The sequence below is a fragment of the Yinghuangia sp. YIM S10712 genome (assembly GCF_051388935.1).
In the GTDB taxonomy this organism is placed as follows: Bacteria; Actinomycetota; Actinomycetes; order Streptomycetales; family Streptomycetaceae; genus Yinghuangia.
On sequence record NZ_JBPKBI010000013.1, the window covers coordinates 1 to 23,721 of the forward strand.

Consider the following 23,721-nt stretch of genomic DNA (forward strand, 5'->3'; position numbering starts at 1 on the left):
GCCTCGAAGTCGGCGTCTACAAACGCACGTTCGGCCAGGGATCGCGCGAGACCGGCACCCACTGGAGCAAGGAGACGCGGCTCGACAAGGTCGCGGAGGGCTTCGGCTGTTACGGCGAGTACGTCGAGCGCGAGGAGGACATCGCGCCCGCGATCAAGCGCGCGTACGCCAGCGGCAAGCCGGGCGTCATCCACGTCGCGGTCGACCCCAAGGCCAACTCCGAGGAAATGCCGAGCTACGACGAGTTCCGGACCTGGTACGCCGAAGGCACGCAGTGACGCCGGTGCCACGCCGGGGAGCACACCAGTTGCACGTCCATTGAGCAGTCAAGGAGGAGTGGGACGAGTCATGCGTGAATACCTGAAGCTCTACATCGGCGGCCAGTGGACCGATCCGGCGGAGCTGAGGATCTCCGAGGTCGTCAACCCGGCCACCGAAGAGGTCTGCGGCAAGGTCGCGTTCGGCTCCGCCGCCGACGTCGACAAGGCCGTCGCGGCGGCCCGCGCGGCCTTCCCCACCTGGTCGGCGACCACCCGGAAAGAGCGGCTCGACCTCCTCCAGGCAATCCTCGACGAGTACCAGAAGCGCTCCGCCGACCTCGGCGCCGCGCTCACCGAGGAGATGGGCGCCCCGGCGTCGCTGGCCAACGGCTTCCAGGTCGGCCTCGGCGCCGGGCACCTGAGCACCGCGATCGGCATCCTTGAGGACTTCGTCTTCGAGGAGCAACGCGGCGCCACCCGCGTCATCAAGGAGCCGATCGGTGTCTGCGGCCTCATCACGCCGTGGAACTGGCCGATGAACCAGATCGCCGTCAAGGTCTTCCCGGCCTTGGCGACCGGCTGCACGATGGTGCTCAAGCCGTCCGAGCGGACGCCGTTCGTGGGCCAGGTGTTCACCGAGATCCTGGACGCGGCCGGTGTGCCCGCCGGGGTGTTCAACCTCGTCCAGGGCGACGGTCCCGGGGTGGGTGTGCCGCTGTCGCAGCACCCGGACGTCGACATGGTGTCGTTCACCGGCTCGACCCGCGCCGGCATCGAGATCGCGAAGAACGCCGCGACCACGATCAAGCGCGTCACCCAGGAACTGGGCGGCAAGGGCCCGAACATCATCCTCGACGACGACGCCTTCGCCGAGAACGTCGCCAAGGGCGTCGGCAACATGATGGGCAACTCCGGCCAGACGTGCAGCGCGCCCTCACGCATGCTGGTGCCCCGGTCGCGCATGGAGGAGGCGGCCCGCGCCGCGAAGGAAGCCGCCGCGCAGATCACCGTCGGGGACCCGAACACCGACGTGGTGATCGGACCGGTCGTGGCCAAGAGCCAGTTCGACCGCATCCAGGCGCTGATCCAGAAGGGCATCGACGAGGGCGCCACCCTCGTCGCCGGCGGCACCGGGCGGCCCGACGGTCTGGACAAGGGCTACTACGTGAAGCCGACCGTCTTCGCCGACGTCAAGAACGACATGGTCATCGCCCGCGAGGAGATCTTCGGGCCGGTGCTGGTGATCATCGGGTACGACGACCTCGACCACGCCGTCGAGATCGCCAACGACACCCCGTACGGGCTCTCCAGCAACGTCGCGGGTACCGACCTGGAGGCCGCGCGCGCCCTTGCCCGCCGCATCCGGGCGGGCTGGGTCGTGATCAACGACGCGTTCGACTTCCACGCCCCCTTCGGCGGCTACAAGCAGAGCGGGAACGGGCGCGAGTGGGGCGAAGGCGGCTTCCACGAGTACCTGGAGACCAAGGGCGTGCTCGGGTACGCGCCCGAAGAGGCCGCGTCATGAGTTGAGCCTCTTTGCGCGACGGCCCATGGCTGTGCGGCGTCTGCACCGAAGCCGCGGACACCACGGGCCGTCGCCTTTCCAGCGATTCCCAGCTTTTGTTACTGCAAAGGGGTGTTTGCGGTGGATGCCAATCTCAAGGAAATACAAAACCTGCTCGCCCGCGAGAATATCCGTGAGTGTATCGCCGATCTGGCGCGTGGCGAGGACCGCCGGGACGCGGAAATGATCACGGCGGCGTACTGGCCGGATGCGACCATCGACTACGGCATGTTCGCGGGGAATTTCGACGAATACCTCGCCTGGGTCGTCCCGGGGTCGCCGGCGATTCCGGTGACGCAGCATTTCCTCGGGCAGAGCGTCGTCAAAATCCAGGGCGACACGGCACTCGTGGAAACACACGCCCTTTCGTACCACCGGATCGACATGGGCGAGGAAGAGCGCGACGTCACACTCGGCGGGCGCTATCTCGACCGGTTCGAAAAGCGCGGCGGGGAATGGCGTATCGCGCAGCGGACGATGCTGTACGACTGGTCCCAGGACTTCGGTGTCTCGGTCGACTGGTCGCAGGGTCTGATGGGCGCTCCCTTCAGCGGCGACCACTATGTCGGCCGGGCGTTCGGGGACCACAGCACCGACTTCTTCGGTGCGCTCGGCAAGCCTGCCGACAAGGACGCCTGACATGGGCTCGCTTACCGGCAAGGTCGCCGTGGTGACCGGCGCCAGCCGCGGAATCGGCAAGGGGATCGCGCTCGCGCTCGGCGCGGAAGGTGCGACCGTCTACGTCACCGGCCGCACGGTCACGCCGGGTACGCACCCGCTGCCCGGCACGGTGGGGGAGACCGCCGCCGAGGTCGACGCGCGCGGCGGCACGGGCATCGCGGTGCAGGTCGACCACGCCGACGACGACCAGGTCGCGGCGCTGTTCACCCAGGTGGAACGCGAACAGGGCCGGCTCGACATCCTTGTCAACAACGCCTTCGCACTGCCCGAAGACCTCACCGAGCCCAGGCCGTTCTGGGAGAAGCCGCTGTCCAACTGGGACATGGTGGATGTGGGCGTGCGCTCCAACTTCGTCGCGGCCTGGCACGCGGCGAAGATCATGACGCCGCGGAAATCGGGCCTGATCGTCGCCATCTCCGGCTACGTCGGCGTGACCTACACCTACGGCGTCGTCTTCGGCACCTGCAAATCCGCCGTCGACCGGATGGCGCGCGACATGGCGATCGAGTTGGAGCCGTACAACGTCGCCTCCCTGTCGCTGTGGCAGGGCCTCACCTTCACCGAGCGCGCGAACCGGAATCTCGAACGCGACCCCGCGATGAAGGAACGCATCGTCACCAACCCCGCGATCGGTTGCAGTACGGAACACCCCGGGCGGGTGATCGCGGCCCTCGCCGCCGACCCGGAGGTCATGCGCCGGTCCGGCGGCACGTTCATCACCGCCGAGGTCGCACAGGACTACGGCATCACCGACGTCGACGGCAAGGTCGTCCCGTCGCTGCGGGCCGAACGCGGCTCGCCCATCTGGCACCCGATCGTGGAGGCACCCCGTGGACGCTGAACGCACTGCCCGCCTGGAGCGGTTGTTCGACCGGCAGGAGATCCTCGAATGCCTCGGCCGGTTCAGCCGCGGCATGGACCGTTTCGACCGGGAGCTGTTCCTCTCGGCGTTCCACTCCGACGCGACCATCGCCGCCGGCCCGTTCGTCGGGAGCCCGAAGGCGCTGTACGACTGGGCGCAGGCGATGCACGAGGAAGGCCAGGTGGCGACGCAGCACAACCTGCTCAACCACACGTGCGAGATCTCCGGCCACACGGCGCACACGGAGACGTACTACATGTTCGTCGGCCGCAACCGCGACGAGACGAACTGGATCGCCGGCGGCCGGTACATCGACCGCCTCGAACGCCGGGGCGGCGCCTGGCGGATCGCCCTGCGCACGAACGTGATCGAGTGGTCGGGCATGCTCCCGACGATGCCGCTGCCGTTCGCCGACGTCCCGGACATCTTCGCGAACGGTGCCCCGTCGCGGAGCAAGGAAGACCCTTCCTACCAAAGGCCGTTGGTCAATGTGCGTGCGGAGAGCATCCCTTCGGGCGAGTGAGGCGGGCAACGGCCCCCCGGGGCATCGGTGCGGCGGGACACCTGCGTCGGATCGCGGGTGTCCCGCCCGCCCGGGACTCCGGGTCAGCGCGCGGTCCAGCCCCCGTCGACGACCACCGTCTGGCCGGTGACGTAGCCGCCCGCGTCCCCCGCGAGCCACAGCACCGCGCCGACGATGTCCTCGGCCGTTCCCTCCTTCGGCAGGGGGGTGTTGCGGCGCAGATACTCCGCCGCGCGTTCGCTCTCGTAGAGCACGTCGGTGATCTCGCTCCGGAAGAAGCCGGGGGCCACGGTGTTGACGCGGATCGAGTGCCGGGCCCACTGCACGGCCAGTTCGGCGGTGAGGCCGGACAGGCCGGCCTTGCTCGCGGCGTACGAGGCCTGCGGGATGCCGGGGAGGCCGACCCGGCCGCTGATGGACGAGATGTTGACGATCGAGCCGCCGCCCGCGTCCCGCATGTGCGGGAACACCGCCTGTGCGAGCAGCATCGGGGCGACCAGGTTGAGGTCGAGGGTCTTGCGGACGGCGTCGAGCGGTTCGGACTCGGCGCGCTCCTCCGTGAACATGTTGCCCGCGGCGTTGACCAGGATCGTCGGCGCTCCGAGGCCGTCGACGACCGTCGGGACCACGGATCCGACGCGTTCGAGGTCGGACAGGTCGCAGACGACCGGCAACCCGTCGATCTCCTTGGCGAGTTCGGCCAACCGGTCCTGTCGGCGGGCGACCACGGCGACCCGCGCGCCGAGTGCGGCCAGCGCGCGGGCGACCGACGCGCCGAGGCCGGACGAGGCACCCGTCACGATCGCCACGCGGCCGTCGAGTCCGAACATACGTGCGGCGTAATCGTGATCCGGTGCCACCTGTGTCTCCCTTCGGCCTCGGGGCACAGCCTGCCCGGCAGGCCTGATCCCCGGGTTCGCCGTCGTCCTACCGGCCTGGCTGTGTCGTTGCGGGTGTCGCTGGTGTCGCTGGTGTCGCTGGTGTCGCGGTCGTCGGGGTCATCACGGTCGTCCGGGCCGCCGCGGTCGTCAAGCCGGTCACGCTTCCGGGGCGTTCGGGGCCACGAGCCCCGGCAACTCCGTGCGCTGCACCTTGCCCATCGCGTTCACCGGCAGTGCGTCGACCTGCTTCCAGATCTCCGGGACCTTGTACGGCGCGAGCTCGCTGCGGCACAGTTCGGCGAGTGCCGTGAAGTCCAGCGGTCGACCGGAGCTTTCGACCACGGCGGCGACGCGCTGGCCGAGGCGATCGTCGGGCACCGGGCACACGGCGACCTTGGCGACGTCCGGGTGCGCTCCGATGACGCGTTCGACTTCGAGCGGGTAGACGTTCGCTCCGCCTCGGATGATGACCAGTTTCTTGCGGTCCAGCACGCTCAGCCATCCGTCGGCGTCGACGGTGCCGATGTCGCCGGTCGCGAACGGACCGGGCTCCGGCTTCCGCACGCCGCCTTGCTCCCAGTAGCCGAGCATGGGGGTCCAGGCACCTGCCCACGGGCCGGAGTCCCGGCCGCCGAGACGCAGTTCGCCGAGTTCGCCGGGCGGCAGTCGGCGGCCGTCGTCGTCGTACGCCGCGACGTCGAACTGCGGCAGCACCTGCCCGCTCGTGCCGGGACGCCACGTGTCGCCGACCGGGTCGATCGAGACGACCGTCGGCGCCTCGGTCAGGCCGTACGTCACGCGCGGCAGCAGGCCGTGCGCCTCGGCGAACGAGCGCCGGAGGGCGTCGGGGGTGTCGCTGCCGCCGCTCCACACCTCGCGCAGCGAGCCGAGATCGAGGTGGGGACGGGCGGCGAGGTCGTAGATCTGCGCCGGAGCGCCGTTCCACACGGTGACCTCGCGGGTCGAAATCCATTCGGCGACGCCGTCGACGTCGCGGCGGTTCATGATCACCGCGCATCCGCCGGCCTGGGCGGTGAGCAGCGTGGACAGGACCATCAGGTTGAGGATCGTCAGCGGGAAGCTGTCGCCCTTGCGCAGCGCCGGCCCGTAGCCCCGGGTGGCGACGAGTGTGGCACCGGGCAGGAGCAGGTTGCGCTGGCTGTGCACAACCGCCTTGGAGCGCCCGGACGTTCCGCTGGTGAACGCGATCCCGGCCGGTGCGTCGACGTCTGTCTCGACGTCGGGGGCGGCTTCGTCGCGGGCCATGAGTTTCGCCCACCGGTCGGGGTCGACGCAGTGGGGGCCGCTCAGCAGGGAGCGCGGGCCGGCCAGGACGACCGCCGGCTCGCACAGGTCGTACAGGTCCTGCTGCTCGCCAGCCGAGAGCGCTTCGCCGATGCCGGCCCAGATCGCGCCGATCCGCTGCGCGCCGTGGAAGGCGGCGACGATGTCCAGATCGTTGGGGAGGCACGCGGCGACGCGGTCGCCGGGGCGCACGCCGAGTGCCCACAGTGCGCCTGCTGCTCGCCGTGCCCGGTCGTCGAGTTCGGCGTACGACCACGTGCCCGAGGCCGCCTCGATCGCCGGGGCGTGCGGGCGGGAGGCGAGCGCGGTGTCCAGCACCTTGGCGATCGTCATGGCCTCTTGTATAGCACTATCCTTGCAAGGATTCACACTATAGTGTGGATGGGAACCGTCCCCGAGACAGCCGATCCACCCCCTGGTGCGGCTCGCACCGGGGAGACGGCGGCCGGTACGGCGCCGACGCGAGACTCGGCAGGAGATGGTGATGCCAGGCCAGGGCGGACATCGGATTTCTCAGGCACGCCCCACGGGCGCTCAAACCCGTGCGGGTCTCGTGTCGTTCGCGGCACCGGCACCGGCACCGCTCGCCGACCGCCGGACCTTCCGGGCCTCTCGGCACGCAGCGCGCCAAGGTTCGGCCGCATGACCCACACCGGACCCCTGTCGGGAGTGCGTGTCCTCGACCTGACGGCGATGGTAATGGGGCCCTATTGCACCCAGATCATGGCCGACATGGGCGCCGACGTCGTCAAGGTCGAGCCCCCCGCGGGCGACAACACCCGCCACATCTCGGTGGGGCCCGAACCGGGAATGGCCGGGGTCTTCGTCAACGTCAACCGCGGCAAGCGCAGCGTCGTGCTGGACCTGCGCTCCGACGAGGGCAAGGACGCGCTGCGCGAACTCGTCGCAGGCAGCGATGTGTTCATCCACTCGATGCGCGCGAAGGCGATCGCACGGCTCGGATTCGGCTACGCGGACGTGGCGGCCCTCAACCCGTCGATCGTCTACACCAACTGCTACGGATACGGCCGCAAGGGCCGGGACGCCGACCTCACGGCGTACGACGACACCATCCAGGCGGAATGCGGCCTGCCGTTCGTGCAACAGCAGCTCACCGGCGAAGTCGGCTACGTGGGCACGATCATGGCCGACAAGATCGCCGGGATGACCGCGCTGTACGCCACGATGATGGCGCTGTTCCACTGTGAGCGGACCGGCGAAGGCCAAGAGGTCGAAGTCGCCATGTTCGAGACGATGGCCGCGTTCATGCTGGTCGAACACGCCAACGGCGCGATGTTCGACCCGCCCTTGGGCCCGGCGGTTTATCCCCGCGCCGTGACGGCCAACCGCAGGCCCTATCCCACCAAGGACGGCTACATCTCCGCGCTCGTCTACAACGACAAGCAGTGGTCGGCGTTCGTGGGCGCGGTGCAACCGGAGTGGGCGGGCGAACACTTCGCCACCCTCGCGCAGCGGGCCGCCCGGATCGACACGGTTTACGCCCACCTGGCCGAGACGTTTTTGACCCGCACCACCGCGGACTGGCTCGAACTGCTGCGGTCCCTGGACATCCCCGCCGCGCCCGTCCGCACGCTGGACGAGCTGTTCGACAACCCCCACCTGAACGATGCGGGGTTCTTCGAGACGGTGGACACGCCGCACGGCCCGGTGCGTTTCCCCGGGGTGCCGACCTGGTTCTCGCGTACTCCCGGCCGCATCGCCGGACCCGCCCCCGGGCTCGGCGCGCACACCCGGGAAGTCTTGGACGAGATCGGGAAACACGGGAAAGACACCGCATCCGAGGGATCAGGGAAGAAATGACCGCCACGACAAGCTTCAGCGCACGTTCCTGGTTGTTCGCCCCGGGCGACAGCGCACGCAAGATGGAGAAGGCCGCGGGCGGCGCGGCGGACATCGTGCTCCTCGATCTGGAGGACGCGGTCGCCCCCGAACACAAGCGGCAAGCCCGGGAGATGGTCGCGGAGTTCCTGGCCGCCCGCTCGGCCGAGGAACGGCGCCGCCTGTGGGTGCGCGTCAACCCGCTGGACGGCCCCCACACGCTGGCCGACCTCGCGGCCGTGGTGCCTGCCGGGCCGGGTGGCATCATGCTGCCCAAGTCGCGCGGCCGGGCCGACGTCGAGACCCTCGACCACTACCTCGCGGCGCTGGAGGTCTCCGCCGGACTCGAACAAGGCGCGACGAAGGTCATCGTCCTGGTGACCGAGACCGCCGAGGGGATGTTCACCACCGGCACATACCAGGGCGCGCCGAGGATGGTCGCGATGACCTGGGGTGCCGAGGACCTCGCCGACGCGGTGGGCGCGAGCGAGAACCGCAACCCGGACGGCGGTTACGGGTTCACGTACGAACTGGCCCGCAGCCTCTGCCTGTTGGGTGCCTCCGCCGCCGGGGTCGCGGCGGTGGAGACCATCCAGGGCGACTTCCGCGATCTGGAGGGGCTGCGCAGGCGCGCCGAGAAGGTGCGCCGCGACGGCTACCGCGGCATGCTGGCCATCCACCCCGACCAGGTCGACGTGATCAACGCGGCCTTCACCCCCACCGAGGAAGAACTCGCCGCGGCCCGGGAGATCGTCGACCTGTTCGCCGCGAACCCCGGTGCCGGGACCATCGGCCACAAAGGCGCGATGCTCGACCGCCCGCACCTCGCCCGCGCGCAGGCCCTGCTGGCGTCGGGAGGCCGCGCGTGACGGTCGTGGCCCAGGCCGGCGACGTCGACCTGGGTCGGTTCCTGCGGCCGGGCGACCGCATCGTGATCGGTCAGGCGTGCGGCGAACCGACCACGCTCATCGAGGCGTTGATCGAGCAGGGCCGCGACATCGGCGGGCTGTCGGCCTTCATCGCGACCAGCTTCTCCGGGCTGTTCACCCCGGCGGCGACGGAGTCGTTCGCGCTGTCGAGCATGGGCGCGATCGGCGCGCTGCGCGCTCTGACGAAGGAGGGCAGGCTCAGCGTCGTTCCGGTCCACGTCAGCCAGGTCGGCCCGATGATCGAAGCCGGGATCATCGGCTGCGACGTCGCCTTCGTCCAGGTCAGCCCCGCCGACGCGGCGGGGAACCACAGCTTCGGGCTGATCAGCGACTACGTGCGGGCCGCCGTCGAGAAGGCGCGCGTCGTCGTCGCCGAGGTGAACGAGGCGGTGCCCTACACCCACGGCGAGCTGCTGCCGGGGGTCGCGATCGACTACGCCGTGCACGTCGCGCGTGATCCGGTCGTGGTCCCGCCGGCGAGTATCGGCACGACCGACGAACTCATCGCCGCGCACGCCGCCGCCTACATCGAGGACGGTTCGGTCATCCAGACCGGCGTCGGTGCGGTGCCGGACGCGATCCTCCGCCTGTTGCACGACCGCAGGGACCTCGGCGTGCACTCCGGCATGCTCGGCGACGGCCTGGTCGAGTTGGTCGAGGCGGGCGTCGTCACCAACGCGCGCAAGCGCATCGACCGCGGCGTGTCCATCAACGGCGCGCTCATCGGCACCAAGCGGCTGTACGAATTCGCCGACCGCAATCCCGGCATCCGCATGTGTGCCACGTCCTACACGCACGACGCGACCGTGCTCGCGCAGCTCGACAAACTCGTCACCATCAACTCGGCGCTCGAAGTCGACCTGACCGGCCAGGTGAACGCCGAACAGAGCGGGGCCTCGTACGTCGGCGGCACCGGTGGCTCGGTGGATTTCGTCCGGGCCGGTGCGCGCTCGCCGGGCGGGCACGCGATCATCGCGCTGCCCGCGACCGCGAAAGGCGGCACGATCAGCCGGATCACCGTGGATCTCTCGGGGCCGGTGACCACCGCGCGCGCCGACGTGGACGTGATCGTGACGGAATTCGGTGCGGCCGAGCTCAAGGGCCAGACCATTGCCGAGCGCACCCGCCGGCTGATCGCCATCGCGCATCCCGATTTTCAGGAGGAATTGGCGCGGGCGGCGCACACGATGCAGCGGAGGGGTTTTTGATGAGCGACGCCGTCTTGTTCGAGGCCCGGCGCGACGGAATCGCCGTCGTCACCCTCAATCGGCCGGATACCCGCAATTGCCTGGCCCGGGACGTACGCGAGGGTCTGGCCGACGCCTGGGACCGCTTCGAACGCGACCAAAATTTGCGCGTGGCGATTCTCACGGGTGCCGGCGACAAGGCTTTCTGTGCGGGCGGCGATCTGAAGGAAATGGTGGAGACGGGAATGCGGGTGCCGCCCCGCGACATGTTTCCGCTGCCTTATGACACCGTCGAATTGTCGAAACCCACGATCGCGGCGGTCAACGGCGTCGCCTTCGCCGGCGGCTGGATGATCGCCCAGGCCTGCGACCTGTGCGTGGCCGCCACGACCGCGCGGTTCGCGATCACGGAGGTCAAGGTCGGCCGGAGCTCTCCGTGGGCGTCGCCGCTGATCCACATGATCCCGCAGCGGATCATGATGGAAATCCTTCTCACCGGAAAACCGATCACCGCGCAACGGGCTTATGAGATCGGCCTGGTCAACCGTCTTGCGGAGCCCGCGGACCTGATGGACGCCGCGCTGGAGCTGGCCGGCGAGATCCTGGACGGCGCGCCGCTTTCGGTGCGGGCGGCCCGCGAGACGGTGATGATCTCCACGGAAATGGGCCGTTCGGCGGCCCTCAAAGCGGCTCGGCAGGCCTCGGAGCTCTGCTACCACAGCGAAGACGCCCAGGAAGGGCCGCGGGCTTTCGCGGAAAAGCGTCCGCCGCAGTGGAAGGGACGATAACGGTGTTTCGATCGCGTGCGGGCGTTGACGCGGCTCACGCCGTGTGGGAGCATCGTACCCGCACGCGAGAACGGCGTTCTCGGAGTGGGAGATCAGCGCCGCAAACGTCCCGGCCGCAACATACTGCGTAACTGCTCGAAGTGTCGCTCGAAAATTCCTCGGACGCCGGGTTCGGTGACCCGAGGAAAAATTGAGAAAGGACTGTTCCTGCAATGTTTGCGGCAATTTTGATCGACAAGGTCGAGAAGAGCCAGACGGTTGAGCTCACTCAGGCGGACGAGGCGCAGCTCCCCGACGGCGACGTCACGATCGACGTGGAATATTCCTCACTGAACTACAAGGACGCCCTCGCGATCACCGGGAAGTCGCCTATCGTCCGCAAATACCCGATGGTGCCGGGCATCGACCTGGCGGGTGTCGTCACCGACAGCGCGCACGCGGATTGGAAGAAGGGCGACCGGGTCGTCCTCAACGGCTGGGGCGTCGGCGAGACCCACTGGGGCGGTTTCGCCCAACGCGCCCGGCTCAACGGGGACTGGCTCGTACCGCTGCCGTCGGTGTTCACCGCCCGACAGGCCATGGCGATCGGCACGGCCGGCTACACCGCGAGCCTGTGCGTCGACGCGCTGCTGAACCACGGCGTCCGCCCCGACCAGGGCGAGGTCCTGGTGACCGGGGCGACCGGCGGCGTCGGCAGCGTGGCCGTCGCACTGCTGGCCAAGGCCGGCTTCACCGTGGCCGCCGCCACCGGCAAGGCGTCCGAGGGCGACTACCTGCGGCAGCTCGGCGCCACCACGATCCTCGACCGCGCCGAACTCTCCGAGGCCGGCAAGCCGTTGCAGAAGGAACGCTGGGCGGGCGTCGTCGACTCGGTCGGCAGCCACACCCTCGCGAACGCCTGCGCGCAGACCCGGTACGGCGGCGCGGTCGCCGCGTGCGGCCTCGCCCAGGGCATGGACTTCCCGGCGACCGTCGCCCCCTTCATCCTCCGCGGCGTTTCCCTCCTCGGCATCGACAGCGTCATGGCGCCCGCGGCGCCCCGCCTCGCCGCCTGGGACCGCCTCGCCCGCGACCTGGACGCGGGCGCCCTCGACGCGATCGCCCGGGACGTCGCCCTGGCCGAGGCCATCGGTGCGGCAGGCGAGCTGATCGAAGGGAAAGTCCGCGGCCGGATCGTCGTCGACGTCAACCGATAAACCGGGAGTACTTGTGAGCGACAAACCCGTTGAACTCGACCTCACCGACGTCGACCACCGTGTGGGCAAGCCCATCGGCGGCGGCCAGCTCTGGGAGCCGTGCAGCAAGTCCGACATCCGCCGCTGGGTCATGGCGATGGACTATCCCAACCCGCTGCACTGGGACACGGAGTTCGCCGAATCCACCAAGTACGGCGGCCTCATCGCACCGCAGTCCATCGCGGTCGGCCTGGACTACGGGCACGGCGCCGCCCCCGCGTGTGTCGGCTACATCCCCGGCAGCCACCTGATCTTCGGCGGCGAGGAATGGTGGTTCTACGGCACCCCCATACGGCCCGGCGACCAGCTCTTCCAGGAACGCCGCTTCCACGACTACAAGATCACGGAAACGAAGTTCGCCGGCCCGACGATGTTCTCGCGCGGCGACACGACCCACCGCAACCAGCACGGTGCCCTTGTCGCCCGCGAACGCTCGACCGCGATCCGCTACAGCGCGGCCGAGGCCGAGAAGCGCGGCATGTACGAGAACCAGCTCGGCGAGAAGAAGCGCTGGACCCCGACCGAGCTGGGCGAGGTCGAGAAGCTGCGCACCGAGTGGCTCATGTCGAACCGGACGGGAGTCTCCCCCCGCTTCGACGAGGTGAACGTCGGCGACAAGCTGCCGCGCCGGGTCATCGGCCCGCACAGCATCGCCAGCTTCACCACCGAGTACCGCGCCTTCATCTTCAACATCTGGGGCACCTTCAAGTGGGTGGCCCCCGAAGGTGTCGAGGACCCGTGGGTCTACCAGGACCCGGGCTGGGTCGAGGGCTTCGGCTTCGACGAGGAAGGCGCGAAGATCGACCCGCGCCTGCGGGACGGCCTGTACGTCGGGCCCTCGCGCGGCCACATCGACGAGGAGAAGGCCGGCGAGGTCGGCATGGCGCGCGCGTACGGGTACGGCGCCACGATGGGCGCCTGGTGCACCGACTATCTCGCGTACTGGGCCGGCCACGACGGCATGGTCCGCCACACCAAGGCGGACTTCCGCGGCCCGGCGTTCGAAGGCGACGTGACGTACTTCGACGGCGAGGTCATCGCCAAGGAGCCCGCGTCGGCATGGGGCGTGCCGCTCGTCCAGGTGAAGCTCCGGCTCACCAACCAGGACGGCGGGGTACTCGTGGATTGCACGGCTGAAGTCGAATTGCCGTTCGTGTGATGTGAGTTGAATCTTCGCCGGCTCCCGCGGCCCGGCCCTTGTCCAATCGATCCTCCGTCGATCGGCCGGGCCGCGGGAGCCGGCGAACCTTTCCACGCGCAGCACCGACACGGCCCGAGAGCGACAGGGAAGTGAGTGATGGGTACGGACGCACACTCTGACTCCGCGCGGACGCCGTCCATCGCGTCGGGTCCGCCGCTCGGCACGGAGCCGGGGCTCGGGGCGCTCACCCTGCCGGGTTTCCTGCGCGAGGTGACGGAGCAATACGGCGATCGCGAGGCGCTGGTCTTCCCGACCGCGGACGGGGTCACCCGCTGGACCTACACCGATCTGTGGGAACGCTCGATCGAGGTGGCCCGCGCACTGCGGGCGCGCGGCGTCGGCAAGGGCAGCCGCGTGGGCGTCCTGATGACGAACCGCCCCGAGTGGGTCTCCGCGGTGTTCGGCACCGCGCTCGCCGGCGGCGTGGCCGTCACGATCAGCACGTTCTCGACGCCGTCGGAGCTGGACCACATGCTCCGCGTCTCCGGCGTCTCGGTGCTGCTTTTCGAACGCGCGGTCCTCACGAAGGACTTCGCCGAGGTCCTGACCGAACTGGAGCCGCAGATCGGCACGGCCGGATCCGGCACCCTCCAATCGACCGAGTTCCCGTTCCTGCGGCACCTCGCGATGATCGGCGACGCCGCACCCGGAACCGCCATCGACACCTGGGACGCGTTCCTGGCCCGCGGCGCCGCCGAACCACGCGAACTCGTCGAGGCCACCGCCACCGCCGCGCAACCCAGCGACGCGGCCGTGCTGTTCTTCTCGTCCGGCTCCACGAGCAGGCCCAAGGGAATCCTCAGCGCACACCGGGGCGTTTCCATCCAACTGTGGCGCATGCGGCGCCTGTACGGTTTCAGCCCGGCCGACAACGTCCGCAGTTGGACCGCGAACGGCCTTTTCTGGTCCGGGAATTTCGCGATCGTTCTCGGCGCGACCTTCGCGAGCGGCGGCGCGATCATCCTGCAACCCACGTTCTCGGCGCCCGAGGCGCTGGAACTCATGCAGGCCGAAAAAGTCAACTTCCCCTTCGCGTGGCCGCACCAATGGGCGCAGTTGGAAGGCGCCCCCAACTGGGCCGACACCGACCTGGGCAGCATGCGCTTCGCCGACGCCTCCAGCCCGTTCGCCCGCCACCCCTCGGTGTCATCGGACCCGTGGCACGAGCCCGGCCACGCGTACGGAAACACCGAGACCTTCACCCTCACCACCGGCTATCCGGCCAACACCCCCGACGAGGTGATGAAAGGCAGCTATGGCCTGCCGCTGCCGGGCGTGACCGTCAAAATCGTCGACTCCCTGACCGGCGACGTGCTGCCCCGCGGTGAACGCGGCGAGATCTGCATCAAGGGCCCGACCCTCATGCTCGGCTACATCGGCACCCCGCTCGACGAAACCCTCGACCCCGAAGGCTTCTTCCACACCGGGGACGGCGGTTACCTCGACGAGGACGGACGGCTCTACTGGGAGGGCCGCCTGACCGACATCATCAAAACCGGCGGCGCGAACGTCTCCCCGCTGGAAGTCGACGAGGCCCTGATCGCCTATCCCGGCGTCAAGGTCGCCCGGACCGTGGGCGTCCCCCACGAGACCCTCGGCGAAATCGTCGTCGCGTGCATCGTGCCGCACGACAACACGACCCTCGACGCCGAAAAGATCCGCCTGTTCCTCAAGGAACGCCTCGCCAGCTACAAGGTGCCGCGCCAGGTGCTGTTCTTCCGCGAGGACGAGATAGAACTGACCGGCAACGCGAAGATCAAATCCGGCGACCTGCGCGAATTGGCCGCGAAGCGGTTGCAGGGGTAGCGGACTCGGGGGACGACGAACGGACGCCGCCACGGCGACAGGGCGGCGTCCGTTTGGTGTTCGCGCGATCCAGGGCTGCCAGTCGTCGGTTTCGATGTCCAGGTGGTACGGATCGGGCAACGCGATGGTCTCGCCGAACTTCCACTTACGACGATCTCCCCTCCGACGATCTCCACGCGTGAGCCGTCGTCCGGCACATGCAGGTAGTCGGCGAGTTCGTCGCGCACCCGCAGGGCGAATGCCTCGTGGGGGAGGGGCGTCCCATGAGCTTTCGCTGCTTCCATGGCGATCGTGCTCCTCTCGCGTGGGTGCTGGGTCCAGCGTGGACCCGGCGGCGACGCGCCAACGGAGGAACGCTAAGCGTGTTCGATGGAAAACCGAGCGTGACAGCGTAAAAACTACGCGACCGCCCGGGGTTGACTCGGGCGCATCGTGGCCGTGTGTCAGCCGCCGGCGCCTTCCTCGGGGGCTCCGCGGCGCCGATGCGCGGCCTGGCCGGTCATCGACGCCCCGCAGGCCGCGCTGCGTCAGGCGGCCGCGTAGCGGATCGGGTCGTCGAGGTTGACGGGGGCGGCCTGGCCTCGCTTGAGGAGGTGGCGCAGGTGGGACGCGGCCTCGCTGACGGCGACGATGCGGTTCTGGGCGCCCAGTTCCTCCCAGGGGCGGTTCCATTCCATGCCGCAGGCGATTTCCCACAGGGTGCGGGGGGACGACTGGAGTTGGGTGAGGAGGGAGCCGAGGCGGCGTTCGTGGAAGGCGACGATCTCCTCGACGCGGCCCGCGGCGTTGTCGAAGAGGTGCTGGTGGGCGGGGAGTACGCCGGTGACGGGCAGCGCGGCGACGCGGGCCAGGGAGGCGAGGAAGTCGCCGAGGGGGTCGGACTCGCCGCCGGTCGCGTCGCCGGCGTACAGGCCGATGTGCGGGGTGATGCCGGGCAGCAGGTGGTCGCCGGACAGCAGGCGGCCGGCGCGGGCGGACCCGGTGCCGATGCCTTCCTCAAGGTGCAGGCACACGTGGCCGGGGGTGTGGCCCGGGGTCCAGATGACGCGGACGTCGCGCCCCTTCACGTCGGCGAGTTCGCCGTGGACGAGGCTGCGGTTCGGCGTGGCGTAGAGCTGCCGGGGCTTCTCGACGAGCGGGGCCGGGGCCGTGCGCCGGTCGACGACGGCGTCGATGGCGTCCTGCGGTGCCCCGGCGGCGCGCAGGGTCGCGATGTGGTGATCGAGCCACTGGGTGCGCGGCGCCGTGTTGATCATCTCGACCTGGGCCGCGTCCGCCTCGTGCATCGCGATCCACGCGCCGGACGCGTCGACGACCGCCTGGGAGAGGCCGTGGTGGTCGGGGTGGTTGTGGGTGGCGAGGATGCCGTGCACGTCGGAGATCGAGGTGCCCAGTGACTCCAGCCCCGAGGTGAGCGCGGCGAGGGAGGTGGGGTCGTTCCAGCCGGCGTCGACGAGGACCGGGCCGCGTTCGCTCTCCAGGACGTAGACCAGCGTGTGGCCCAGCGGGTTGTCCGGGATCGGCACCGGGATGGTCCACACACCGCCGCCGAGGTCGGTCGCCGCGACCGGTGCCGCGTCGTCGTGGGTCGGTGCCGGGCCGGCGGGAGAGGCGTCCGCGGCGGACGTCGCGTTGTCAGGTTCCGTGGCCGCCATGAGCGTCCTCCCCAAAATCGGTGCAGAGTGCAACTTCTCTCCGGGCAATATAATTGACGACGTTTAATAAATGCCCCGGCGGGGCTGAACTTCCGCCGCGCGCCCGGCGAGATTCCCGTCTCACTCTGTGCCTCGTTTCCGTTGTTGCCGCGCCCGTCACCTGATATCTGTTCTACTCGTCGGCCGCGTACGGCGCTCCGGCGGGTCGCCCGGGAGAGCCGGGACGGACAGCCCGGGCGAGTGCGGTGTTGGACAGCGGTCAGCTCTTCGCGGGGCTGCCGGGCACGTACGCCGGGAGCGTCCGGCAGGCCGGTGGACAGGCACGGGACAGCGTCACGGGAGACCGGGACCACGAGAGGTGAGGTACGCGATGGGCGACAAGTGGCGTGTCGAAGTCGACAGGTCGGTGTGCATCGGCTCGGGCATGTGCGTCGGCGGCGCACCGGGCGACTTCACGCTCGACGGGGGACGGCAGTCCCATCCCGTCCGCGAGATCACGGACTCCTCCGAGGCGATCATGGACGCCGCCGAGAGCTGCCCCGTCGAGGCGATCACGATCGTGGACGCCGAGACGGGGGAGACGGTGTTCCCGCCGGACGAGTGAGATCCGCGGCTGCGGGCGGCGGAGCAGGTGCGCGGGTCCCGCCGCCCGGCGACGGGGATCCGGCGCGATGGTCGGCGCGCCGGATCCCTGACACGGAGCAGCCGTCGCAGCGGTCGGCGCCGACTCTTGCGTTCTCAGCGCGAAGGTGAGGGTTCCGCCCAGTGCCCGCCCGGTTCGGGGCCCGCTCGCTCCGGCTCCGGGATGAGCCGGGCGACCGTCTCGATGTCGAGCCGCACCTGCGCGATCGACGCGCGGCCGTTGAGCCACGAGATCAACGACGAGTGCCAGGTGTGCGTGATCACGCGGATGACCGCCAGTTCCTCCGGGCTCGGCCGCACCGACGCGTCGTCGTGGATCGCCTCGAAGATCATCTGCGTCGTGATGCGGCTCACACCGTCGACTTCGGCCGACACCGACCGGTCGGCGAATTGCAGCGCGCGCATCATCGCCTCGGTCAGGTGCGGCTCGCGCTGCATGCCCCGGAACGCGCGCAGCAGCGTGTCGACCACTCGCTCGCGCGGCGGCAGCCCCTTGTTGGGCTTGCGGCGCAACTGGCTGCCCAACTGGTCCAGTTGGTCGTACATGGTGGCCACCAGCAAGTGCACCTTGGACGGAAAGTAGCGATACAGCGTGCCGAGCGCGACCTCCGAGAGCTCCGCGACCTCGCGCATCTGCACCGCCTCGTAACCGCCTTGCGCGGCAAGGCGGGTCGTGGCCCGCAGAATCCTGCGCCGGCGCGCTTCCTGGCGTTCCGTCAGCGGCGCGCCCGCGGCCTTCGTGTACGTCGTCATCGTCCGTCCGTGTGTTGTCGTTCCGGGCAAGCCGGACACCGGCATGGCATGCGCGCCACCCGGATCCCGGCCGCCGCATGTGTTACAGATCACGCAGGGCCCTGTATGACCGGTACCCGGCGGTATCTTGCAGTCTTCGACGGGCCAAGAATGAAACCTGTTCTAGGTTACGCGACCACCACGCCGAAGAACGTCAAAAGGGGGCCATTCGTGATACGGAGGAACGCCGCGGTCACGCATTCCGAGGCCGACGTCGCCCCCTCCGCCGCCGAACGGCCGCTCCGCATCGCGCTTCTGGCGTACCGCGGCGACCCATTCTGCGGCGGCCAGGGAGTTTATGTCCGCCACCTCTCCCGTGAGCTGGCCCGTCTCGGCCACCACGTCGAAGTGATCACCGGCCCGCCGTACGCCGTCGTCGACGACGTCCCCGGGAACCCGGTCAAGCTGACCGAGCTGCCCAGCCTCGACCTGTACCGCGAACCCGATCCCTTCCGGCTCCCGAAACTGCGCGAATACCGCGACTGGATCGACGTCCTCGAAGTCGGCGGCATGCTCACCGCGGGATTCCCCGAGCCGTTGACGTTCTCGCTGCGCGCCGCCCGGCACCTGAAGGGCCGGCGCGGGGAGTTCGACGTGGTTCACGACAACCAGACCCTCGGCTACGGCCAACTCGCCCTGCCGCGCATGGGCTTCCCGCTCGTCACGACCATCCACCACCCGATCACGGTCGACCGCGAACTGGAGATCGCCGAAGCCGCCACGCTCCGCCGCAAGATCACCTTGCGCCGCTGGTACGGCTTCACCGCGATGCAAAAGCGCGTCTCCGCGCGCCTCGCCGAGGTCATCACCGTCTCCGGCTCCTCGAAGGCTCAGATCGTCGAACACCTCGACGTCGCCCCCGAGCGCATCAGCGTCGTCCCCATAGGCGCCGACACCGAGCTCTTCTCGCCCAGCGACTCCGTCCCCGAGGTCCCCGGCCGGATCGTCACCACCGCGAGCGCCGACGTTCCCCTCAAAGGACTCATCCACCTCGTGGAGGCGCTCGCCAAACTGCGCACCGAACGCGACGCCGAACTCGTCGTCGTCGGCCGCCCGAAAGCCGACGGGCCCGTGCTCAAGGCCATCGAACGCCTCGGCCTGGCCGGTGCCGTGCGGTTCGTCAGCGACCTGACCGACGCCGAACTCGTCGACCTCATACGCAGCGCCGAAGTCGCCTGCGTCCCCTCGCTGTACGAAGGCTTCTCGCTCCCCGCCGCCGAGGCCATGAGCTGCGGCACCGCCCTGGTGGCCAGCACCGGCGGCGCGATTCCCGAAGTCGCCGGACCCGACGGCGAGACCTGCCTCGCGGTGCCGCCCGGCGACCCCGAGGCCCTCTGCAAGGCCATCGGCCGTCTCCTCGACGAGCCCGCACTTCGCGCACGCCTCGCCCGCAACGGCCGGGCCCGCGTGCTCGAACGCTTCACGTGGCGCAACGCGGCGGCCCGGACCGCCGAACGCTACCGAGCCGCGATGGCAGCGCACGCGGCGCAGAGCGCCGGGCAGAGCGCCGCAGGGGCCACCGCGCGGTCCCCGCAGGCCGGGCAGCCCGAGAAGCCCTGAACCCCGCACTCGCACCGCACCGCAGTTCTGCACAGGAGACGGAGCCGCCGACTTGCTCACCGTGGATTTCTCCCGCTTTCCGCTGGCGCCCGGAGACCGGGTCCTCGACCTGGGGGCCGGCGGCGGCCGTCACTCGTTCGAGGCCTACCGGCGCGGCGCCCACGTCGTCGCGCTCGACCGCAACGAGCAGGACGTGCGCGAAGTCGACCGCATGCTTGCCGCGATGGCCGAGGCCGGCGAGGCCCCCGCCACCGCGACTGCCGCCGCGGTGACCGGTGATGCGCTCGCACTTCCGTTCCCCGACCACACGTTCGACAAGGTCATCATCTCCGAGGTCCTCGAACACATCCCCGACGACAAAGGCGTCCTGGCCGAGATCCACCGCGTCCTGCGCCCCGGCGGACTCGCCGCGATGACCGTGCCGCGCTACGGCCCCGAGAAGGTCTGCTGGGCGCTCTCCGACGCCTACCACGAGGTCGAAGGCGGCCACATCCGCATTTACAAGGGCCACGAACTCCTCGAACGCATCGAGGCCGCCGGATTCGAGCCGTATGCCGACCACTTCACCCACGCACTCCACGCGCCCTACTGGTGGATCAAGTGCGCCGTCGGCGTCGACAACGACCAGGCGCTGCCCGTACGCCTGTACCACAAGCTGCTGGTGTGGGACATCATGAAGGCGCCGCGCGCGACCCGGTGGGCCGAGAAGGCGCTCAACCCGCTCATCGGCAAGAGCTTCGTCGTCTACGCCGTCAAGCCGCACGCCTCCACCGCCCCCGGGGAGGCCGCGTGACCCGCCGTCGGCCCCCTGAGGGCACGGGCCGGGAGGCGCTCGAACTCCTCGCCCTCGAAGGTGTCCTGACGGTCGATCAGATCGCCGCGACGATCGACGGCATCGCCGCCGTCCAACGCCCCGACGGGTCCATACCCTGGTTCGTCGGCGGCCACCTCGACCCGTGGGACCACACCGAGGCCGCCATGGCCCTCGACGTCGCCGGACGCCACGACCTCGCCGAGAACGCCTACCGCTGGCTCGCGTCACGGCAGAACCCGGACGGGTCGTGGTACGCCGCGTACACCGACGGCGAGGTCACCGACCACAACAAAGAGGCCAACTTCACCGCGTACCTCGCGGTCGGCCTCTGGCACCACCATCTCCTCACCGGCGACGAGGAGTTCCTCGTCCGCATGTGGCCGCGCCTGCGCGCCGCCACGCAGTTCATCCTCGACCTCCAGGCCCCCGGCGGCGAGATCCGCTGGAAGCGCGAAGCCGACGGCACACCCGTCGACGACGCGCTGCTGACCGGCTCGTCGAGCATGTACCAGGCCCTGCGCTGCGCCCTCGCGGTCGCCGACCACCTCGGGGAGCCCCAGCCCGACTGGGAGTTGGCCACCGGACGGCTCGGCCACGCGGTCGTCGCGCACCCCGAGCGGTTCCTCGACAAAAGCCGCTTTTCGATGGACTGGTACTACCCGATCCTCGGCACCGCCCTGCGCGGCGAAGCCGGCGAGGCGCGGATCGCCGAGCACTGGGACACCTTCGTCGTCCCGGGCCTCGGCGCACGCTGCGTCTCCGACCGGCCCTGGGTCACCGGCGCGGAAAGCTGCGAACTCGCCATCGCACTGTGGGCGTTGGGCCAGAGCGACCGCGCGGTCGACATCGTCTCGTGGGTGCAGCGGCTGCGCCACGACGACGGCCTCTACTGGACCGGCTACGTCTTCGAGGACGACGCCATCTGGCCCGAGGAACGCACCGCGTGGACGGCCGGCGCGATGATCCTCGCCACCGCCGTCCTCGGCGGCGAACCCGCGACAACCACGATCTTCGGAGGCGAGGACACCTACGCCGACGCGGCCCTCCCGATCGGCCTCGCCCCGACCGAGGTGCGCTGCGACTCGGAGCTGTGTGCCGACCCACACTGAACGGCCGCGCGTACGTGCCGTTGTCGCGGACGGCACGGGCGGGCGGGTACGAATGAGTGGGGCAAACCGATTCCCCGGGCGTCAGGGACACAGACAGGGGCAGGCCATGGCGGAACCTTTGTACGGCTGGGACCACGACGTGTACTGCGACATGTTCGTGGCGGAAGCGGACCGGCTCGCGGACGCCGCACGGGGCGCGGATCTCGGCACCGAGGTGCCGACGTGTCCCGGCTGGACGCTCGCCAAGCTGGTCAAACACGTCGGGACGGCACACGCCTGGTCGGCGGCGATCGTCCGGGCCGGGGCGAGCGACACCCCCGTCGCCGGGCGCAGCCTCGACCTGGGCCTGCCCGACGACCCGGCCGGGCTCCCGGACTGGCTGGCCGCGGGCGCCCGCCGCGCGGCAGCGGATCTCGGGAAGGCCGACCCCGACGCCGCCGCGTGGACGTTCGGCCCCGTGCCGCACGCGCGGTTCTGGAGCCGGCGCATGCTGCACGAAACGCTCGTCCACCGCGTCGACGCCGAACTCGCGCTGGGCGTCGACCCAAAGGTCGCCCCCGAGGTCGCCGTCGACACGATCGACGAACTCCTCACGATCGTCCCGCGGGGCGGCCGGGCCGAAGACCTTCCGGCGTACGGCGACGGCGAGACACTGCACATCCACACCAGCGGCGGCGACCGTGCGGGGGAGTGGACGATCACGCTGCGACCGGCGGGCTACACCTGGGAGCGCGGCCACGCGAAGGGCGACGCGGCCCTGCGCGGCGGCGCGGCGGCGGTGATGCGGGTGTTGCTGCGGCGGCAGAGCGTGAAGGCGGCCGGAGATGCGGAAGTCCTCGGCGACCGGGCGGTGTTGGACAAGTGGCTTGAGCTGTCCGCGATCTAGTGCGGTGGCCGGCCCCAGCCGGTCCAACCGTTCCAGCGGTGCGGCCGGTCAGCCGTTCGCCAGATCCGCCAGGAGCTTCAGCGTCGGCAGGTCGCGGGTCGTCACGATCATGTCCGTGACATGCTCGTCCGCCGCCCACGCCGCGAAGCGCTCGCGGACGCGGTCCGGCGGCCCGACGAGCGCGATCTCGTCCACGAACGCGTCCGGCACCGCCGCGATTGCTTCGTCGCGGCGGCCGGCGAAGAAGAGGTCCTGGATCTTGTCGGCGGCGTCCCCGTATCCGAAGCGCCGCATCAGGTCCGCGTGGAAATTGCGCGATTTGGCGCCCATGCCGCCGACGTAGAAGCCCATCCCGGCCTTGATCGGCAGCATCGCCTGCGCGAGGTCGTCGTGCACCGCGACCTGCACGATCGGCGCGATCCGGAAGCCGGCCGGCTTGTCGCGCAGCGCGTCGGCGTACGCGCCATGGTTGTACGGCGACCAGTGCAGCGGCAGCCACCCGTCCGCTATCTGCGTGCTCAAGTGCACGTTCTTCGGCCCCTCGGCGCCCAGAAACACCGGCAGATCGGCGCGCAGCGGGTGGGTGATCGGCTTGAGCGGCTTGCCGAGGCCGGTCCCGTCGTCGCCGCGGTAGGGGTGCTCGGCGTACCGCCCGTCGAGCTCGACCGGGCCCTCCCGGCGCAGCACCTGCCGGATCACGTCGACGTATTCGCGCGTGAAGGTGAGGGGGCTCGCCGGGAACGGTCGTCCGTACCAGCCTTCGACGACCTGCGGCCCCGACAGCCCGAGGCCGAGGGTCACGCGCCCGCCGGAGAGGTGGTCGAGCGTGAGGGCGTGCATCGCGGTGGCGGTCGGCGTGCGTGCGGTCATCTGCGTCACCGCGGTGCCCAGGCCGATGCGCGAGGTGTGCGCGGCGATCCAGGTGAGCGGGGTGAACGCGTCGGAGCCCCACGATTCGGCGGTCCAGACCGTGTCGAAGCCGAGGCGTTCGGCCTCCTGGGCGGTTTCCACGAAACCGGGTGTGGGCCCGCGCCCCCAGTAGCCGAATTGCAGACCGAGCCGCATCGCGTGCCTCCTCGCACCGGGAGCGCCCCTGATGGGGCGTCAGCATCCGCTCGCACTGTAGAACACGTTATAGTTCTGCGCCACGGGGGATGCGGGGGCATCAACGCCGAGGGGGGGTCCGCCGCGGTGATTGCGGC

At 70.0% G+C, this 23,721-nt stretch carries 22 protein-coding genes; 17 read left to right on the forward strand and 5 right to left on the reverse strand.

Translation table 11 applies throughout. The annotated features are described in order from the left end of the window. The 5 genes from ACRX5W_RS23295 to ACRX5W_RS23315 all read left to right on the forward strand — a co-directional run. A partial coding sequence (locus ACRX5W_RS23295) for a thiamine pyrophosphate-dependent enzyme (RefSeq protein WP_436790213.1) occupies positions 1–278 on the forward strand: 278 nt, incomplete at its 5' end. Between the two features lie 70 nt (positions 279–348). Then, positions 349–1,785, forward strand: coding sequence for an aldehyde dehydrogenase family protein (locus ACRX5W_RS23300; RefSeq protein ID WP_436790214.1), 1,437 nt, complete (start codon positions 349–351; stop codon positions 1,783–1,785). A gap of 120 nt (positions 1,786–1,905) precedes the next feature. Then, a complete protein-coding gene (locus ACRX5W_RS23305) occupies positions 1,906–2,463 on the forward strand; it encodes a nuclear transport factor 2 family protein (RefSeq protein ID WP_436790215.1) in 558 nt (185 codons plus the stop codon). 1 nt (position 2,464) lies between these two features. Then, positions 2,465–3,346: an SDR family NAD(P)-dependent oxidoreductase gene (locus ACRX5W_RS23310; protein WP_436790216.1), complete on the forward strand. Its 882-nt coding sequence runs from the start codon at positions 2,465–2,467 to the stop codon at positions 3,344–3,346. Further along, the gene (locus ACRX5W_RS23315) at positions 3,336–3,890 is read left to right on the forward strand and encodes a nuclear transport factor 2 family protein (RefSeq protein ID WP_436790217.1); all 555 of its coding nucleotides are present in this window, start codon (positions 3,336–3,338) and stop codon (positions 3,888–3,890) included. The genes ACRX5W_RS23310 and ACRX5W_RS23315 overlap by 11 nt, the downstream gene beginning before the upstream one ends. Positions 3,891–3,973: 83 nt before the next feature. Here ACRX5W_RS23315 and ACRX5W_RS23320 read toward each other — a convergent pair whose 3' ends face one another. Continuing rightward, on the reverse strand, positions 3,974–4,750 hold the full coding sequence (locus tag ACRX5W_RS23320) for an SDR family NAD(P)-dependent oxidoreductase (RefSeq protein ID WP_436790218.1): 777 nt from the start codon (positions 4,748–4,750) through the stop codon (positions 3,974–3,976). Positions 4,751–4,927: 177 nt separating this feature from the next. Further along, positions 4,928–6,409 (reverse strand): class I adenylate-forming enzyme family protein, encoded by a 1,482-nt coding sequence (locus tag ACRX5W_RS23325; protein WP_436790219.1) that lies wholly within the window; start codon positions 6,407–6,409, stop codon positions 4,928–4,930. A 309-nt stretch (positions 6,410–6,718) separates the two neighbouring features. On the opposite strand from ACRX5W_RS23325, the gene ACRX5W_RS23330 reads away from it, so the two are divergent. From ACRX5W_RS23330 to ACRX5W_RS23360, 7 genes are all read left to right on the forward strand, one after another. Next, on the forward strand, positions 6,719–7,897 hold the full coding sequence (locus ACRX5W_RS23330) for a CaiB/BaiF CoA transferase family protein (RefSeq protein ID WP_436790220.1): 1,179 nt from the start codon (positions 6,719–6,721) through the stop codon (positions 7,895–7,897). After that, positions 7,894–8,784 carry an HpcH/HpaI aldolase/citrate lyase family protein gene (locus ACRX5W_RS23335; RefSeq protein WP_436790221.1) on the forward strand — a complete coding sequence of 297 codons (891 nt, stop codon included), beginning with the start codon at positions 7,894–7,896 and terminating at the stop codon, positions 8,782–8,784. The genes ACRX5W_RS23330 and ACRX5W_RS23335 overlap by 4 nt, the downstream gene beginning before the upstream one ends. Beyond that, the gene (locus tag ACRX5W_RS23340; RefSeq protein WP_436790222.1) at positions 8,781–10,052 is read left to right on the forward strand and encodes an acetyl-CoA hydrolase/transferase family protein; all 1,272 of its coding nucleotides are present in this window, start codon (positions 8,781–8,783) and stop codon (positions 10,050–10,052) included. Before ACRX5W_RS23335 ends, ACRX5W_RS23340 begins: the two co-directional genes overlap by 4 nt. Before the next feature lie 14 nt (positions 10,053–10,066). Beyond that, positions 10,067–10,819, forward strand: a complete 753-nt coding sequence (locus tag ACRX5W_RS23345) for an enoyl-CoA hydratase/isomerase family protein (RefSeq protein WP_436790223.1) — start codon at positions 10,067–10,069, stop codon at positions 10,817–10,819. 212 nt (positions 10,820–11,031) lie between these two features. After that, complete coding sequence (gene acuI, locus ACRX5W_RS23350) at positions 11,032–12,015, forward strand: acrylyl-CoA reductase (NADPH) (protein ID WP_436790224.1); 984 nt, start codon at positions 11,032–11,034, stop codon at positions 12,013–12,015. Positions 12,016–12,028: 13 nt separating this feature from the next. Beyond that, on the forward strand, positions 12,029–13,213 hold the full coding sequence (locus tag ACRX5W_RS23355; RefSeq protein WP_436790225.1) for an FAS1-like dehydratase domain-containing protein: 1,185 nt from the start codon (positions 12,029–12,031) through the stop codon (positions 13,211–13,213). Between the two features lie 138 nt (positions 13,214–13,351). Further along, positions 13,352–15,061 carry a class I adenylate-forming enzyme family protein gene (locus tag ACRX5W_RS23360; protein WP_436790226.1) on the forward strand — a complete coding sequence of 570 codons (1,710 nt, stop codon included), beginning with the start codon at positions 13,352–13,354 and terminating at the stop codon, positions 15,059–15,061. A gap of 527 nt (positions 15,062–15,588) precedes the next feature. On the opposite strand, the gene ACRX5W_RS23365 is transcribed toward ACRX5W_RS23360, so the two are convergent. Then, positions 15,589–16,716: an MBL fold metallo-hydrolase gene (locus tag ACRX5W_RS23365; RefSeq protein ID WP_436790227.1), complete on the reverse strand. Its 1,128-nt coding sequence runs from the start codon at positions 16,714–16,716 to the stop codon at positions 15,589–15,591. A 370-nt stretch (positions 16,717–17,086) separates the two neighbouring features. Here ACRX5W_RS23365 and ACRX5W_RS23370 point away from each other — a divergent pair, with 370 nt between their 5' ends. After that, entirely contained in the window at positions 17,087–17,320 is a 234-nt protein-coding gene (locus ACRX5W_RS23370; protein ID WP_436790228.1) for a ferredoxin, read from the forward strand. 134 nt (positions 17,321–17,454) lie between these two features. On the opposite strand, the gene ACRX5W_RS23375 is transcribed toward ACRX5W_RS23370, so the two are convergent. Then, entirely contained in the window at positions 17,455–18,111 is a 657-nt protein-coding gene (locus ACRX5W_RS23375; protein WP_436790229.1) for a TetR family transcriptional regulator, read from the reverse strand. Positions 18,112–18,261: 150 nt separating this feature from the next. Between ACRX5W_RS23375 and ACRX5W_RS23380 the strand changes: the two genes are divergently transcribed. From ACRX5W_RS23380 to ACRX5W_RS23395, 4 genes are all read left to right on the forward strand, one after another. Then, positions 18,262–19,710: a glycosyltransferase family 4 protein gene (locus tag ACRX5W_RS23380; protein ID WP_436790230.1), complete on the forward strand. Its 1,449-nt coding sequence runs from the start codon at positions 18,262–18,264 to the stop codon at positions 19,708–19,710. Positions 19,711–19,762: 52 nt separating this feature from the next. Beyond that, the gene (locus tag ACRX5W_RS23385) at positions 19,763–20,503 is read left to right on the forward strand and encodes a class I SAM-dependent methyltransferase (RefSeq protein WP_436790231.1); all 741 of its coding nucleotides are present in this window, start codon (positions 19,763–19,765) and stop codon (positions 20,501–20,503) included. Then, complete coding sequence (locus ACRX5W_RS23390; RefSeq protein WP_436790232.1) at positions 20,500–21,633, forward strand: prenyltransferase; 1,134 nt, start codon at positions 20,500–20,502, stop codon at positions 21,631–21,633. Before ACRX5W_RS23385 ends, ACRX5W_RS23390 begins: the two co-directional genes overlap by 4 nt. Positions 21,634–21,739: 106 nt before the next feature. After that, the gene (locus tag ACRX5W_RS23395; RefSeq protein WP_436790233.1) at positions 21,740–22,519 is read left to right on the forward strand and encodes a maleylpyruvate isomerase family mycothiol-dependent enzyme; all 780 of its coding nucleotides are present in this window, start codon (positions 21,740–21,742) and stop codon (positions 22,517–22,519) included. Positions 22,520–22,567: 48 nt separating this feature from the next. Here the strand turns inward: ACRX5W_RS23395 and ACRX5W_RS23400 are convergent, their stop codons facing one another. Continuing rightward, positions 22,568–23,584 (reverse strand): LLM class F420-dependent oxidoreductase, encoded by a 1,017-nt coding sequence (locus tag ACRX5W_RS23400; protein ID WP_436790234.1) that lies wholly within the window; start codon positions 23,582–23,584, stop codon positions 22,568–22,570. Positions 23,585–23,721 lie beyond the last annotated feature (137 nt).